The following is a 14,765-nucleotide window of genomic DNA, read 5'->3' as shown; positions in this document are numbered from 1 at the left end:
TTTTTACGGGCCTTTTTTGCCGCTATTTTTACCAGCCGATCACTGGGCTGTGTATGTGGTATTTTCGTTGAGCAACACCGACACCACGGTCACAGCCGCGTCGGCATCCGCGGTTATGGCGTTGGCTTGCCTGCGTATCACAACACGCCGGCCTTCGAGTATGCCTTCGTTCCTGCCTGGAAACACTTGAACGGTCTCCACGCCGGCTCCCATCGCCCTCGCGGCGACATGCTGCCACAATCCCGCGTTTGCATAATCTGTCCAGGTGGGCATATTGCTATAAATATAGATACGGTCGGCAAAAAATATGAGCGGATCGGCTCCGGCTGGAATGGTGGTGTTGTTATTGACGGTGACCTTGTAGCGCGGCTGCACAATTCTTTCGACAAAGGTCCGCTCCGCAAATGTCCGGTTGCGACCATCCGTGGCGTTCCACGCAGTTTGCATGCCCGAGGCCCATCCCGTGGGCGCCTGGCATCCCGCCTCGCCCCATGTGTTCGAATAGATGGCGTTGAACCAGTTTTCATAATTTGTTTCGCTACTATAGACACCGCCACTTAGAATCACGCGGTTGCCGGGCGCGGTCGGCAGCGAAGGGCCGTCAAGAAACATAAAGGAAAGTATAATATAGCGTTGCTGGTCCTTTTCATAGGGGCCGACCAGCATCACGCGGCGTTGATTGTATGCATTGTGGGCTATGTTATACACATCCCCGGCGGATGCGGACAGCCGCTGGTTCAGGAGCGGTTGCCCGCGCAGCTTTGTCAAGCGTCCATACCAGGCGTTTTCATTGACCATCTCGTTGGCGGCCGGGGGTTCATCGTCAAATTTTGTCACCGCGGGTCTGCCGACGTAATCGGCAGGCATGTCGCCCTCAAGCGCGGAAAGATTTAAGCCAAAGTCATCCTGCCTGAACGACAGTTTCACCTCGTTTGCAAGCATGGACAAGTTTTGCTGCTCCGCCCTGAAACGCGCGCGCTCTATTATGCCAATAGCCGGTATCGCCATCACTCCAACAAGGATGCCGATCATGGTAAGAATTGCTATTACTTCGACGAGTGTGAACCCCTTCTTTGTAAAAGGTAATTTTGCTATTTTCATTTTTATAAAAGGATTAGGCTATTGTTGTCTTATTTTTTCCCGCCGGCACCAGGACTTGAAAGCTGTTCAACCATTCCCATCATCGGTGTAAGAAGGGCGTATGCCATCATGCCCACCATGACGACCAGCACAACAAGCATGATCGGTTCAAACAACTTGAGCGCGCGGTCAACACGTTCGCGCGCCTTGCGGTTGTGGTAAGCCGCGATTTTTTTTAATGACTCGTCGAGTTTTCCGTTTTCTTCGCCAATGCGCACGGTCAGCACAACCATGTTGGGGAAAACCTTCGACTCCTTGAGTCCGTCCGAGATTCCCCGTCCCTGCTCCACCGCCTCGCGGGTTATTGTGATGCCTCGATTGTAAATGGCGTTGCCGGCGATCTTGGAGCAAATGGTCAATCCTTGCACAATGGGGATTTCCGACTCGTAAAGCGCGCCAAGGTTGGTGGCAAAACGCGCGATGCAGATGTCCTTGGTAATTGGACCAATCACCGCCATTTTTACCATGCACCAGTCAATCAGCGGACGAAATAGTTTCGAGCGAAACGACCACACCATGACAAAGGGCGCGATGGCGGTGCAGATCAACAAAAGCACCATGTTGTCCTTGATAAAATTGGACATCGCCAGAATCGCCCGGGTCATCGGCGGCAATTCCACACCAATTTCTATAAACACCTTCATCAAGGTCGGCACCGTGAACCCGAAAATAACAAATATGAAGGCCACCATCGCCACCATGATCATCGCCGGATACATGCTCGCGCTTATGATTGTGTTTTTTAACGCATCCGCGCTCTGGAAATATTCAATCAGACGGTGAAACGCGTTCGCCAGTTTGCCCGTGCTTTCGCCAACGGAAATCATCTGCCGGATATGATCGGGGAATATGCGCGGGAATTGTCCGCATGCGTCGGCCACGCGCCCGGTGGAGTTGATCTCGTCGGAAATGTGGGAGATCACAAACTTGGGTTTGCCCCTTGGAAACTCATCAACGAGATTGCGAAACGCGTCGTCGATATTGATGTTCACATCAAGCTGAATCTCAACCTGGTCCAAAATTGATATGAGATCCTGCGCGCCCAGCTTTGTTTTGTAGGTGCGTGACTTTCGCTCCTCCATCTTTATCGAAAGCGGCCAATACCGCTTTCGTTGCATCATGCCTTGCAGATACGCAATGTCGGGGGCGAACATTCGCTCTTTGCGGACGCGTCCCTTCTCATTGGTGTATCTTACTATGTAGGCCGGCATGCGAAAAAATCACCTTGCGGACAGCGGCACGCACACCGTTGCCGGGCGTCCGCGCGTCACTTCCACATACCTTTCGGATTGCTCAACAATGATGGAGTCGCGTCCAATGGAATAAATTCTGAATCCCTCAACTATGTCCCCGACCGAATACACCCTGGGCACCGGCTTTTCCTGCTCGGCCTTGTCGGCTTTCGGATCGGAGGACGCCGAGCGCACCTTGGGCGGGCGCGTCAGGAGGATGACCGTGTTTTTCTTGCCATCCACGCTCTCCACTATGCCGCCAATCTCGATCACGGTTTCCAGCACATCCACGGCCACTTGCACGCGAACCTCAAAGGGATTCTGCAAATCCTCCTCCGAAAGGCGCGCCACGCTAAACAGAAGGATGCGCCCGTCCCCGGATGACTTCAACAATTCCGAAGGAAGCGACACATTGGCCAGCGGGTTCTTGATGCCGTCAAGCGAAAGTTTGGCCGTTTGCGTGTCGCGCGTGTCGGTGTTGGGACGCTCCAGCCCAAAAGAGTCGATGGCCCGGGGGCCAATACCCGCCTGGCTGACACCCTGGGCTGACACGCCCAGGCACAATCCCAGCGCGCATGACAATAATGCGACAGCGCGCAGGGGCGTCGCTTGCGACGCCCTCAAACAACGCATTGCCAAACCGGGCGTCGCTTGCGACGCCCCTGCGGAAATTCGCGAAATATCGTGTGGTTTCATTTTTTTCCAACCTTCTTCTTATTGCCGCCCCGCTTGGCCGGTGTTTTGGCTTTTGCCGGTCGTGACACGGTTTTTTTTGCCCGAACCGCTTTCTTTTTCCGGACGGATGCCTTGGCCTTGGTTGATGTCTTTTTCTTCGCGAACACTTTTTCGATCTCCATGATGTCGCCCTCAAAGTTCATCGCCTTGAGGCGGCGCATCATCGTCCGGGCATCGCCCACGCTCACGGCGATCGAATCCAAAAGCGCGCGCATTGCCTTTTTTTGCGTGGCGAGACGCTCGCGCATTTCGGCGGAGTAGGCGCCCAGCGCAAGGGAAAGTGTTTCAGCCGCGGTGTGATAAGACGCTATTTCACTTGGATGAAGGTCCTGTCCATATACTGGAATGTCTGCGCTTCCGGCGGCACTTCCACGAACACTCCGCCCGCCTCGCCCTTCACCAGTTTGAAGCGGAACTGTTCCTGAATCTGTTGCAGTTGCGTCACCTGCTGCTGCATCGCGCTGAGGTTGGCCGCCAGCGACGACTGGGTCGCCGTTGTCTGACGGATTTCGGCCTTCAGCGCCTCGCTTTGAGCCGTCAAACGCTTGACCTCCTCCGCTCCCTTGGCTTTCTCCGCCTCCAATGCCTTCACCTCGGCCTGCGCCGCCGTTTTCTGGGTCAAAGCCGTGTCGCGTGCCTTCAAATCCGCCTGGCTCACCAGGCTCGACCCGCTCAAAAGGCGCAGGGAAGCGACTGCCCCCGCGCATAGCAGGATGCACGCCACCGCCGTAATTGCCACCGCCTTCCAGAGGGTGCTGCGTGAAAGTTGAGCCGACTGGCGGACGTCCTCCTGTATAATACGGGTCGTCTCGTCCTGCTTCGTGGTCACTTCCTTCGAAATGGCCTCCTGTCCCTTGGTAATCGTTTCCAGCACCTGCGGATCCGAAGCCTGGGGCTGTTCCAGTTTCTTGGCCAGGTTGCGCACTTCCTCGCTCGTCTGCGTAACCGTGGTAAAGAGCTCCATCTGGTTCGTATTGGCGCGCTCCTGCATTTCCGAAATTTTCTGCTCCAAATCCTGCGGATTGTGCATGCTCTCCAGCAACGCCTTGACGACCTCCATCATCTCCTCGCGGCAAATCGTCCGGAAACGCTCGAAAAGCGTCCGGCGCCATTCCACTTCCATCTCCTGCAGGCGCAGTTGGGCTTTTTGCTGAAACTGGGTCATCTGTGTGGGTTCGTTCGACATAATAAATTCCTTCCTGTTCTTCAATGATGCAGCTTTCCTGGGTTTCGCGGTCAATCACCTGCCAGCGGTTTTCGGACAGGGCGGCCACGTCGGCGCCAAGCGCCACAAGCTCCGAGAGAAAATTGTCCCACCGCTCTTGCACCGGTAAATCATCGGACGCGGACAGCACGACGCATTGGTGCATCAGGTGCATCACGGTTTCGATCATTTGGCTGGAACTGCTCATTGTTTTTCTGGACTCGTTTTGTGTTTAAATGGGTTTGGTTGTTCCTTAGTTGCTGATTGAGCCCAATGCAAAGCGGGCTTTTTGAAGGCGGTTGGTCAGGGCCTCGGCCTGTTGTTGCAACGCGATCAACTCATGCTGCGAGGCATCGACCTCGGCGCGAACCTGCTCCTTTTGTTTTTGCAACGCGGCGATCTCGGTGCGGATGGTCTCCATGCGATGAAGCATTTGCACGCGCTTGCGAAGCACTTGCGCCTGCACGGCGTCGTTGGTGAACACTTGGGCGAAGGTCGGGTTTCCGTATTCCGACGCGATTTGCTCAACGGCGCGCTTCATGCGCATGATCATCTCGTCGCGCAGTTGCGAGGCCTCGGTTCCCCCGGGGCCGGGAATGGAGGTCTTCTTTGACTTCATTTTCGAACGGGGATCGGAATAGGGCCTGGCCCCTTTCATAAGCTCGCCCAGTCCGTCATCGAATTGCACGGAGGCGGTTGGGGTCGAGACTGTTTGCGCCACGGGCGCGCTTGGCGCGGCCATCGAAATTTGCGGCGCGGGTTTTGCGGGTTGCGGCGCGGCTTGCACGGGCAGTTGCACTTGGGCCTCGCGAACGGGTTCCTTGGTTGCAACCGGCCGGGTTGTTGTCGGAGCGGCGGGAATGACCAGTGGCGCGGCCAGGCGCGGCGCGACGTTTTGCGCACAAACGACGCCGGACAATAGAACAACCGGCAGCACCGTCAGCAGGGGAAGGTTCATGGTGTGGAATTTCATGGGTAGCGCGGGTTACTCGGGTTTCTTTACGTAAACAGTGAGCGCAAGGCTGATGCGGCTGAACTCCCGCTTGCGGCTGTCGCCGACGGTCTGGATGTCAACGCTGTCCACGGCTAGGGAGTCGATTTCCTTCATGCGGTTGAACAGCGACAATACTTCCGGCCAGGCCGACACCGGCGCGCTGCCGCGGGCGATTTGATAACGCCTTTTTATAAATTCATCGGTGGGGGTTTCCGTGCGAGCCACCACGGACCATGTCGGGCGCAGTCCCGAAACGAAGGCGTCCGCCTGCTGCCCCGTCATCATGCCGGATCGAATTTTGTCCGCATCCGCGCGCGCCTGCTCGGCCTTGTCATCGGAATACTCGCCGGACAGACTGTTCACACTCTTCCGAGTATTGCTGATCGACGAGTTCAGGCGCGTGACCATGGCCTTGTTGCTCTTGCTGGTTGTATACCAATAATAAACCAACCCCGCGCACAAAAGGAAGGCCACCACCGTGGAAAATGTCCACATCGGTGCCGCGCGATAAGTTATTTTTTTCGTCTGTTGCATTATTTACGGGGAGTTGATGCCTTCGTTTTTCTGACGGAACCCCTGCCTCCTTTGGCCGGCTCAGGCTCGGCGGCAAGGCTTGGCCTGGGTGTGGTTCCCTCCACAATAAAATCCCCGGTGCCGTCGGTGTATTTGTTTCCGCCCTGATTCACCAAGAGACCCGGAATCGAACCTTCGAGTGTGCGCTTGATTGCCGTGGTCGGGTCGGTGGCCTCCGCGGTCTTTGACTGTGTTGCGTTTTGTTTCCAAAAGATGCCCGCCAGACGAAAGGTCTCGCCGCTGATATTCACGGACGTAAGCGTGCCCTCCCTCGGTATCGCCGCGGGCAGCATCTGAATCAATTGCACGCGGCCGCTCGAATATTCAAAAATATCCTTGGCATACAATTTCTGCAAATTCTGCATTTCACTCTTGTTTTTCTCCAGGCGAACTTTTTGCGCGGTGAGCGCACTTTGTTGTGTATTGAGAGCCTTTATTGTTTTTCTGTCTTTCTGGAGCTGCAAATACGCAAAAATGCCAAACCCTATGAAAACAGCCAGCAGCACGGCGGTCGCGATCTGAAGTCCAAAATCCAAAACGATGGTCTTGGGCATGTCTTCCATCAGCGAGCTGCTATGTTTTCCTGGAACACTCAGGAGCAAAAGCTCGAGCGCGCCAAAGCCCATCACCTCCACTTGCGCCTGCGCCTGCAACACATCCCAATAGGGGCACTGGGTTTTTACATCCGTGCCGGGCGCTTGGTAAATGCGCATTTGCGGACGTTGCCCGCCATCCTCAAAAGTCACACCATATTCGCCGAAAACCATGCTGATTTCGGACCAGACGTCATAGGCCTCCTGACGCTTGCCGGCATACAGTTTGCGGCAGGCTTTCATGCCCGACATGGTGTTGATATAGACAAAGGCTTGGCTGTCCTTGTCCACGATCATAAAAATACTGGTGCGCCCCGGTGTCGCTGACGCGTGCATGGCCAGCGTGGCCAGCGGAAACGCGCGTGGAACGGAATATCCCACATCCATCAGGCTCGAGCGAAGCACACTCAATGACGGCACGGTTTCATACGAACAAAAACTGCCAAAACTGCCCCCCGAGCCCGGCAGAGGCCATGGCTGTTGAAAACCCCACCCCGTCAGATTGTTTGCAATCGATTCATGGCTGCCCGACAATGCCTCGCGGACAATCGGCCTCCCGCCTCCCGGGCACTCCGCAAACTCCGTCTGCATGATGTCGGGATCATAGGCCATCACCAGACTGGACTTTTTTTTATAGTGCTCCTGCACCACTGCCACCGCATCTTCAAGTCGGACAAGCGGTTTGCGCAACCAGCCCTTGACCGGATCATTGTAATAGACGGTTTTCTCCCAGATGAACAGGCCTTGTGGCTTCGCCATGGTAGTGTTTTTAGAAAAGAAGCGGGACGGGGAGATTGTCTCCACGCCCCGCTGTTGAGTGTTAATCTTTCGTGTTTATATGATTATTTATACAAACATCATATTCACACAAAGATCGTTCAAACCTCTTACAGGTTGGCGAGGAAGTAGTAACCGGTAGCGGTGCCGTCCTGGGCGGCTACTATTGCGTCTTCGCAATCAACCGCAAAGCGGCCCGCTGTCTGCGTGCGGGTGCCTGCTGCATTGGCCTGCTTGAGGTCGATGATATTGAGCGTTCCGTTGATTTCCTCGGAGATCTTCTCTGCATCTCTTGGCGTAAGGCCGGGGATCACGATATAGGCAACCCTGCCAGAAGGGAGGTTGGATGTTCCATCAATTTGGAAGTTCACGCCTGTCGCAGAATTCATGGCCTGGCCAGAGGTGGTGCATTCACCGGGAGTGGCACCATTATCAACGGGAGCGCACTCTGTGCGGATGAATGCGGTGAAGTCCGCAAGATCAGCAGGGGCAATGGTGCCGGCATTGTTGTTTTCGGTTTCACAAAAACCGTTTTTCTTGCGATTCCAACCCGCTATATTTGCCAGGGCAATATCGCCGGACTGCACGCCGTCATTACCAACGCGCCAGTTGGGAAGACGCTCAAGGGTGCCTGCGGAAAGGAACACCGATTCCAACGTGTAGGCTGTCATGTCGGTGGCAGCAATAACAGTGGCGGCATTTGACATGCCATCAACCGCACGAAGACTGGTAACAGCAGCAGCCTTGGTCAAGGGAGCCTTACCTCCGGACTCAGGCATCGCGATATAGGCGAGCAATGCGGTTTCGAGATTCTTGAAGTTCGAAATCGTGGCCACGGTGCGGGCGCGGTTGATGGCTGAGAGAACGCCAACGGAGATGACGCTGATGAGGATCGCGATAATCGCGAGAACACCGAGCATTTCCACGAGCGTGAAACCCTTGCGGGAGTTGATTTTATTATGTTTCATTATGTTTTATTTAGTTTTGTCTATCGGTTGTTGTCTTCGGGATTATTCGGAATCTTCTGATTCCGTTTGCGCAATCACCTCCTCGATGGAGGTCTGCCCCTGCACGGCCTTAAGAAAGCCGTCCTGTCGCAGGGTGCGGAAAATCGAACTTCCCGTTTGTTCAGTTTCGGTTGCACAAAGTTTTCTTGCATGCGCTTCGCATTCGCGCAAGGCATCTTTTCCCTGCCGCACAATAATGTCGGCAAAGGGCTCGACCGGGCGGCACTCATAAAGCCCGACTCGGCCCTTGTAACCACTGCCGTTGCAAACATTGCAACCGCCGGGTTTGGGACGGTAAAGAGTCTCCCCTTCCTGCAGCTTGATGCCGTGGATTTCAGCCAGCGACGCGCTCTGCGGATGCGGCTCCTTGCAAACGCACAGGCGGCGAATCAGCCGCTGCGACACAAAGAGGTTGACCGCGCCGATGATGATGCTCGGCTCCACCCCGATGTCGATAAGACGGGTGATGCCGCCGAGCGCGGTATTGGCGTGGAGCGTGGAAAAGCCGGTGTGACCCGTCAGTGCCGCGCGCATGGAAAGCTCGGCGGTCTCCTTGTCGCGGGTCTCGCCCACGAGGATGTAGTCGGGGTCCTGACGGAGCAGGGAGCGCAATCCGAGCGCAAAGGTCAGCGACTCGGTGACCTCGGTCTGGCGGATGTTGCGAAACTCATATTCGACCGGGTCCTCAAGCGTCATCATCGTGTAGTTGGTGACGTCGAGCGTGTTGATGATCGAATACAGCGAGGTCGTTTTGCCCGATCCCGTGGGCCCCACAAAATACGTGAAACCAAAGGGCGCGTTGGCCGCGCCAAGGATTGCGGCCTTGGTGTCGTCCAGCATGCCGAGTTTTTCGAGCGGCACGATGCCCTTGGACTGGTCAAGAATACGAATGACAACGCTTTCGCCATACAGCGTGGGCAGCGAGGAAAAGCGCAGGTTGATTTTTTTGCCGGCAAGCACGAGCTTGGCGCGTCCGTCCTGCGGAATGTGCTTCACCGCGATGTCGAGCCCGCCCTTCATCTTGATGCGCGCGGCCACCGACTCGCGAACGGCGCTGTCAATGACCTTGTAGGGCTGCATGGCGCCATCAACGCGGAACTTGATCTGCGTGAGCACCTCCTCGGGAACCACATGGATGTCGGACACGCCCATGTTGACGGCGTCGGTCACCAAAAGGTCGAAAAAGCGTCCGGGGTCGGAAACATCGGCGCGCGAGGCGTAAAGTTCCTCGAGCTTGGCAAGCACCTCGGCCTCGGGGGCGATGTTATACTCAAAAACCGTGATGCCATAGCGTCCGAGCGCCTGCGTGGCCTCGGCAAAACCGGGGATCGAGGGATCGCTCACGGCGAGGCTGATCATCGAGCCATTGCGCTTCAAGGGCAGCACGCGCAACCTGCGGGCAATCGTGGGCGAGAGCAATCGCGCCACCTCCATGCTGATGCGCATGGAACTGAGCGTGATGACGGGCAGCTTGTGATGCTCGGAGATGAGCTTGGTCAGGTTGAACGGCGTTAAGATGCCGAGCTCGACGAGCACGCTGCCAAAACTGGAGCGGCGTCCCTGCTGGTTGTAATAATCGGTGGCGATTTTGATGCTCGACGCGCCCACGCCCTTGTCGCGCAACGCCTGGGGCATCCACAAAAAATCGCTCTCAAAACGGGATTGCGGTTTGCCGCCGGGAGCCACGCCTCCGGCCGCCGCGCCATTGTCCAACTTGGACAGGCCGGGTGCCGGTGTTTTTTTTGAGAGAAGCGTGCTCATTGCCAACCGTTTTTGTTTTTAAAATCTGCTTAATCCAAAAGTGAAATGGATTCAACCGGGCGGCTGGATGCGGACGCGCCGCCGGCCATGGTTCTGGAATAGACTGAGGGCGACGGGGCGTTTGAACCCAAGGCCGAGCGCACGGCGCGGCTGTTGCGATCCGCCTCGCCCTGATCCTGCGGGGACAAACTGGAGCCGGGCACAAGAATGCGGGGCGTCAGGAAAATAACCAATTCCGTCTTTGTCTTGTATTTGCCCTCGGAACGGAAGAGACGACCGAGCATCGGTATTTTGCTCAGTCCGGGAACACCCCGCGTGGTGTCGGCGGTGCTGTCCGTGACAATGCCGCCAATAATTGCGGTCTCACCCGAGCGCAAACGGACAATGGTCGAGGTGGTCTTGACATACAGCGCGGGCGCGTTGAGCGAGCCGTCCTCCGACTTGATTTCCTCCTTTAAGCGGGTGATGGCGGGAGTGACGTCCAGCGTGATGTCGCCATTGTCCGCGATGTGCGGAGTGATCGCGATCATTGTGCCAATGGAGATTGTCTGAATGTCATACTGTTTGCTCTCGTAGGAACCGCTGCTCGAGCCAATCATTGTTTGCGAGCTTTGGGAACGAAGCTGGAAATAGGGACGGTCCTCGGTGTCCTTGATATAGGCCGTCTGGTTGTTGATGGTAATCAAGCGCGGTGAGGTGACCGCATTAAGGTTGCCCTGCTCGGAAAGCGCCTGAATCACGGCGCTAATTTTGCCCGCGCTAATCGTGCCCGCAAAGGTGTCGGGATTAAAACTGAATCCGCCCAGCGAGGTGGCGGTTATGTTGGTGTTGGTGAACGCGCCGCTGATCGTGGTTTGGGTGGCGCCTGCGTTGGTCACGAGCGGCGTGGCGACTTGGGTGGCACCAATGACAAGGTTGCCAATGCTGGTGGCCGCCTGCGCCCAGTCGATGCCAAGCTTGTTTTGGTCGAGCAACTGCACCTCGACTATCTTGCCAATAATTTCAACTTGCTGGCCAATGCGGCTGTTCACCGTGCCCAAAAAGCGGTCTATATACTCGTGGGTATGGCGGGAGGCCGTCGCAATGATCGTGCCCGAAAAACGGTCGAACACAATGCGCTCGTCCTTACTCTTCAACTCCTTGATCTCCGCCTCAAATTTGTCCCAAAACTGGGTGTCATTGCTGGTGTCGAGCGAGACGCTGGCCTCGTCCTCGGTGTCGCTGCCGCCGCCACCACCACCGCCGCCGCCGCCACCACCGCCGCCACCACCACCGCCGCCCGACTGCGAGGCGTCGTAGTTGGTCTGGCCGAGATTGATGGTCGCTTTCGAAGTGCCCTTGCGCTCAAGCTTGGGATATTCGACTTGATAAACAATCGTCTTGAAACGGCGAACCGTGACAAAGCCCATTTCCTCCAATTGCCAGTAGTAACCCTCGGACATGCACAGGGCGTCGAGAATGCCGCGCAGCGTGATGTTGTGAAACTCGACATTCACATCCCCCGTCACGTCCTTGTCACAAATAATGCTTATGCCGTAGGAGCGCCCGAGCGATTGAAGCACCTTGGCGATCGGCTGCTCGTCCTGGCTAAAATAGGGAATCGTGCGCATCAAGACCTCCTCCGGCTCAAGCGGCGCATTGTCATCCTGGGCCTGCAGCGCGAGTCCCGTTGAAAAAACGGCCAGAATCGCGGCGAACCGGATGGGAGAAAATAAACGATGTGCGAACGTGGGAAGCATGAGTGGGTGAAATGGTTAGCGTTGCATCAACGCGGAAGGGATTGTGGGTCTCGTGCCGCCGGACATGGAGGATGAGGACGAGGACCCCGCGCCCATACCAGAGGAGAGGGGGTTGACCTTGGTGCTGATGCCAAGGCGCTTGCGAATTTCATCAGGCCTGTCCGAGGACTCCATGGCGGTTTCCGGTGTAATTAGCTTTTTGCGAACGTAATCCACCAAACATGTGTCAAAGTCAATCATTCCCATGTCCTTTTTCACCGCGATTTCGTTCGCGATTTGACCGGGTTTGTTCTCGCGAATCGCGCCGGCAACCGCGGGACAGTTCAGCAATAGCTCGAACGCCGCCACGCGACCACCGCCAACACGCGTGATCAAGCGCTGGCCAATCACCGCCAGCAATGACGACGCCACCATCGTGCGAACTTGGTCGCGCTCGTCGGAGGGCAGCACGTCCAGAATGCGGCTGATGGTGCTTCCCGCCGTGCGTGTGTGCAGTGTGCCAAACACCAAGTGTCCCGTCTCGGCGGCGGACACAGCCGCCTTCACTGTCTCGGGATCGCGAAGCTCGCCGATAAGAATCACGTCGGGATCCTCGCGCATCGCGTCCACCATGCCATGGCCAAAAGTCGGAACATCGCGGCCAACCTCGCGCTGGCGAATAATGCTCTGCGCGGCCTTGTAACGGTATTCAACCGGGTGCTCAAGCGTGACAATGTTCAGGGCGGAATTATGATTAATCCAGTCCAAGCACGCGGCAAGTGTTGTCGATTTGCCGGAGCCCGTGTAACCCGTGACCAGAATAAGCCCGGTCGGGCGTCCCTGGCGAATGAGGTCCTGAAACGCCTTGGGCAGCATCACGTCCTCCATGGACGGGATTTTTCCGCGCATAAAGCGGACTGCCAGAATCGGCTTCGTGTTGGCCCAGTAAAGGTGGCAGCGCATGTCCCAACCCGCGCAGTTCACGGCAAAGTCGGCGGCCAGCGCCTGCTCCTTGAACGCCTTGTGCTGGGCCGGGCTCAAGCGTTTGTAAACGTCCTCAAAAAACGGCGCGCCCGTGGTCAGTCCGGGACAGGAGACAATGTCACCGTCAAGACGCAGATAAATGTTTTCATCCAGCGCCAAGTGGACGTCGGATGCTTTCCGCCCCGTGGCGTATACAACAACTTGTTCCAGGGTATCCATGTTTTACCGCTTACAAGCAGATACAAGCACTGCGAAAGGCGGGCTTCTCAACAAAGCGCGCGCTATTGGGCAAATAAACATCCGTCCCGTGCCCCGCAGCCGTGGGCATCACTTTCTTTTTCGAAGAATATATCAGGAAACTGACCATGTATTTGCAGAATGTTTTAATTAAGTTTTATGGATACATGCAAGTGTGCGGCAATCGAGTCAACTTCTATTTTGAACTTTTTGCATATGGCTATCAATAAGCCCGCCGTGGTCTGTATTGCGCTAATCATTAGCGCATTAAGGAAGCGTCATATTACATTTTGAATCACAACTAGTTGCGCCGAACGTCATTACATTTCCTTTTTACTTTCCCTGCAATAAATCGAATTTGGCACCCCGCGTTCAACTGCACAAAAAAATAAGCGGAACAGGATGTCACATATATAATTACATGTTTTTGTTATGCCAAACAATTCGAATGCAACCAAAACGATGCCACAATGACATGGTGCGCATAAAAAAACACCCGCTTATGGTTGCCGCGCAAACAACAGAACCTTGGGACATCCCGACAGTTTTAACCGCAAGTTTGCACTTTATCCCGTGGCTTCCAACTGGTTTGTTTTTCACTTCCGCCACCGTTTTCCGAAGAGAATTCGCCCGCCCCAACAACACAAAGGAACGCCCATGAACCGACGCCACTTTCTCCGCGCCTCCGCTCTTTTTGCATCGATGGGTTTGCTATCGCGGGGCGGACTTTTTTCACAGACCAGAGCAATGGCATCGATGCCGGACGGTTTTGTTCGTCTGCGGCGCAATGTCGGCATTTTTAACGGACGCGGCGGCACCATCGGCTGGCTCGCATCACCCGACGCCCTCGCCGTCGTGGACACGCAATTTCCCGACACCGCTGCAAAATGCCTCGCCGGAATACCGCAACGCGGCGACCGCCAAATCGACGCGCTCATCAACACGCACCACCACGGCGACCACACTTCGGGCAATTCGGTTTTCCGCCCCGTGGTGAAAAAAATAGTCGCGCACAAAAACGTGCCCGGACTTCAACGCGCCGCCGCCGCGCGCGCGAAACCACCCGCGCTCGACAAGCAAGTTTACGCCGACACGACCTTCGCCGAAACATGGTCGCTCGCCCTCGGCGGATCGCGCGCGGGAACCGAGACAATCCACGCCCGCCACTTCGGCCCCGCGCACACGAGCGGCGACATCATCGTGCTTTTCGAAAAGGCCAACATAGTGCACATGGGCGACCTTGTTTTCAACCGCCTCCATCCGGTGATCGACCGCGCGGGCGGCGCGAGCATTGCCGGCTGGATTGCCACTCTTGAAACCGCGGCGAAAACCTACCCTGCGGACGCGATCTATGTTTTCGGGCATGGTGGCGCCACTCCGCGTTTCGGCGTGACGGGCGGGCGCGACGATCTGCTCGCCATGCGCGATTATTTGACCGGACTGCTTGATCACACCCACCGTCAAATCGCCGCGGGCAAAAGTCGCGCCGAAATCATCACACTCGATAAACTTCCCGGGTTTGAGGAATATCAACAAACCCGCCGCCTCGCCTCAAATTTGGGCGTCGCCCACGATGAAATTATAAACGCCCCGAGAGCTTGAGAATAGTTGCGCGCGCATCCGGCAAACCAGAATAAAAACAGGGGAAATGGCCTGCACAAGGACGCCTCGAACCAACACAGCCAACAAGTTTGCAGTTGTTCGACATCGTTTGCAAATGACGCAACCAACTATTGATTAATAAATTGCACACTTCTCAATCAACAGGCTCACGCTCGCCTCCCATAGTTTAAGCTCGACATCCGCAATA

At 56.0% G+C, this 14,765-nt stretch carries 13 protein-coding genes; 1 reads left to right on the top strand and 12 read right to left on the bottom strand.

Translation table 11 applies throughout. The features are described 5' to 3' along the window. Window positions 1-39 precede the first annotated feature (39 nt). The 12 genes from M2103_RS09455 to M2103_RS09400 all read right to left on the bottom strand — a co-directional run bounded on the left by M2103_RS09455 (window position 40) and on the right by M2103_RS09400 (window position 12,937). A complete protein-coding gene (locus M2103_RS09455) occupies window positions 40-1,032 on the bottom strand; it encodes a hypothetical protein (RefSeq protein WP_277510210.1) in 993 nt (330 codons plus the stop codon). A gap of 98 nt (window positions 1,033-1,130) precedes the next feature. Then, window positions 1,131-2,351: a type II secretion system F family protein gene (locus M2103_RS09450; RefSeq protein ID WP_277510208.1), complete on the bottom strand. Its 1,221-nt coding sequence runs from the start codon at window positions 2,349-2,351 to the stop codon at window positions 1,131-1,133. A gap of 9 nt (window positions 2,352-2,360) precedes the next feature. Continuing rightward, window positions 2,361-2,924 carry a hypothetical protein gene (locus M2103_RS09445; protein WP_277510206.1) on the bottom strand — a complete coding sequence of 188 codons (564 nt, stop codon included), beginning with the start codon at window positions 2,922-2,924 and terminating at the stop codon, window positions 2,361-2,363. Window positions 2,925-3,064: 140 nt separating this feature from the next. Next, complete coding sequence (locus tag M2103_RS09440; RefSeq protein WP_277510205.1) at window positions 3,065-3,229, bottom strand: hypothetical protein; 165 nt, start codon at window positions 3,227-3,229, stop codon at window positions 3,065-3,067. 185 nt (window positions 3,230-3,414) lie between these two features. Next, window positions 3,415-4,293, bottom strand: a complete 879-nt coding sequence (locus tag M2103_RS09435; RefSeq protein WP_277510203.1) for a hypothetical protein — start codon at window positions 4,291-4,293, stop codon at window positions 3,415-3,417. Between the two features lie 271 nt (window positions 4,294-4,564). Further along, the gene (locus M2103_RS09430; RefSeq protein WP_277510200.1) at window positions 4,565-5,284 is read right to left on the bottom strand and encodes a hypothetical protein; all 720 of its coding nucleotides are present in this window, start codon (window positions 5,282-5,284) and stop codon (window positions 4,565-4,567) included. 12 nt (window positions 5,285-5,296) lie between these two features. Beyond that, entirely contained in the window at window positions 5,297-5,800 is a 504-nt protein-coding gene (locus M2103_RS09425; RefSeq protein WP_277510197.1) for a hypothetical protein, read from the bottom strand. Window positions 5,801-5,838: 38 nt separating this feature from the next. After that, on the bottom strand, window positions 5,839-7,230 hold the full coding sequence (locus M2103_RS09420; protein ID WP_277510194.1) for a hypothetical protein: 1,392 nt from the start codon (window positions 7,228-7,230) through the stop codon (window positions 5,839-5,841). Between the two features lie 128 nt (window positions 7,231-7,358). After that, window positions 7,359-8,216 carry a type II secretion system protein gene (locus M2103_RS09415; RefSeq protein ID WP_277510190.1) on the bottom strand — a complete coding sequence of 286 codons (858 nt, stop codon included), beginning with the start codon at window positions 8,214-8,216 and terminating at the stop codon, window positions 7,359-7,361. A 42-nt stretch (window positions 8,217-8,258) separates the two neighbouring features. Beyond that, a complete protein-coding gene (locus tag M2103_RS09410; RefSeq protein ID WP_277510189.1) occupies window positions 8,259-10,016 on the bottom strand; it encodes a GspE/PulE family protein in 1,758 nt (585 codons plus the stop codon). 29 nt (window positions 10,017-10,045) lie between these two features. After that, window positions 10,046-11,755 carry a secretin N-terminal domain-containing protein gene (locus M2103_RS09405; protein ID WP_277510188.1) on the bottom strand — a complete coding sequence of 570 codons (1,710 nt, stop codon included), beginning with the start codon at window positions 11,753-11,755 and terminating at the stop codon, window positions 10,046-10,048. Window positions 11,756-11,770: 15 nt separating this feature from the next. Next, a complete protein-coding gene (locus M2103_RS09400; protein WP_277510187.1) occupies window positions 11,771-12,937 on the bottom strand; it encodes a PilT/PilU family type 4a pilus ATPase in 1,167 nt (388 codons plus the stop codon). Window positions 12,938-13,702: 765 nt separating this feature from the next. Here M2103_RS09400 and M2103_RS09395 point away from each other — a divergent pair. After that, window positions 13,703-14,557 carry an MBL fold metallo-hydrolase gene (locus M2103_RS09395; RefSeq protein ID WP_277510186.1) on the top strand — a complete coding sequence of 285 codons (855 nt, stop codon included), beginning with the start codon at window positions 13,703-13,705 and terminating at the stop codon, window positions 14,555-14,557. Window positions 14,558-14,765 lie beyond the last annotated feature (208 nt).

This window comes from Ereboglobus sp. PH5-5, assembly GCF_029504805.1.
Lineage (GTDB): Bacteria > Verrucomicrobiota > Verrucomicrobiia > Opitutales > Opitutaceae > Ereboglobus.
Note: the sequence above shows the minus strand (reverse complement) of the source record. Positions and strands in the feature narration are given on the sequence as shown.

What these genes read in the sequence shown, in the direction of transcription:
- M2103_RS09440 (WP_277510205.1), bottom strand. Translation starts at nt 3,229, where the DNA reads ATGGAGATCGAAAAAGTGTTCGCGAAGAAAAAGACATCAACCAAGGCC.
- M2103_RS09425 (WP_277510197.1), bottom strand. Translation starts at nt 5,800, where the DNA reads ATGTGGACATTTTCCACGGTGGTGGCCTTCCTTTTGTGCGCGGGGTTG.
- M2103_RS09430 (WP_277510200.1), bottom strand. Translation starts at nt 5,284, where the DNA reads ATGAAATTCCACACCATGAACCTTCCCCTGCTGACGGTGCTGCCGGTT.
- M2103_RS09450 (WP_277510208.1), bottom strand. Translation starts at nt 2,351, where the DNA reads ATGCCGGCCTACATAGTAAGATACACCAATGAGAAGGGACGCGTCCGC.
- M2103_RS09420 (WP_277510194.1), bottom strand. Translation starts at nt 7,230, where the DNA reads ATGGCGAAGCCACAAGGCCTGTTCATCTGGGAGAAAACCGTCTATTAC.
- M2103_RS09435 (WP_277510203.1), bottom strand. Translation starts at nt 4,293, where the DNA reads ATGTCGAACGAACCCACACAGATGACCCAGTTTCAGCAAAAAGCCCAA.
- M2103_RS09400 (WP_277510187.1), bottom strand. Translation starts at nt 12,937, where the DNA reads ATGGATACCCTGGAACAAGTTGTTGTATACGCCACGGGGCGGAAAGCA.
- M2103_RS09415 (WP_277510190.1), bottom strand. Translation starts at nt 8,216, where the DNA reads ATGAAACATAATAAAATCAACTCCCGCAAGGGTTTCACGCTCGTGGAA.
- M2103_RS09455 (WP_277510210.1), bottom strand. Translation starts at nt 1,032, where the DNA reads ATGATCGGCATCCTTGTTGGAGTGATGGCGATACCGGCTATTGGCATA.
- M2103_RS09410 (WP_277510189.1), bottom strand. Translation starts at nt 10,016, where the DNA reads ATGAGCACGCTTCTCTCAAAAAAAACACCGGCACCCGGCCTGTCCAAG.
- M2103_RS09395 (WP_277510186.1), top strand. Translation starts at nt 13,703, where the DNA reads ATGGCATCGATGCCGGACGGTTTTGTTCGTCTGCGGCGCAATGTCGGC.
- M2103_RS09405 (WP_277510188.1), bottom strand. Translation starts at nt 11,755, where the DNA reads ATGCTTCCCACGTTCGCACATCGTTTATTTTCTCCCATCCGGTTCGCC.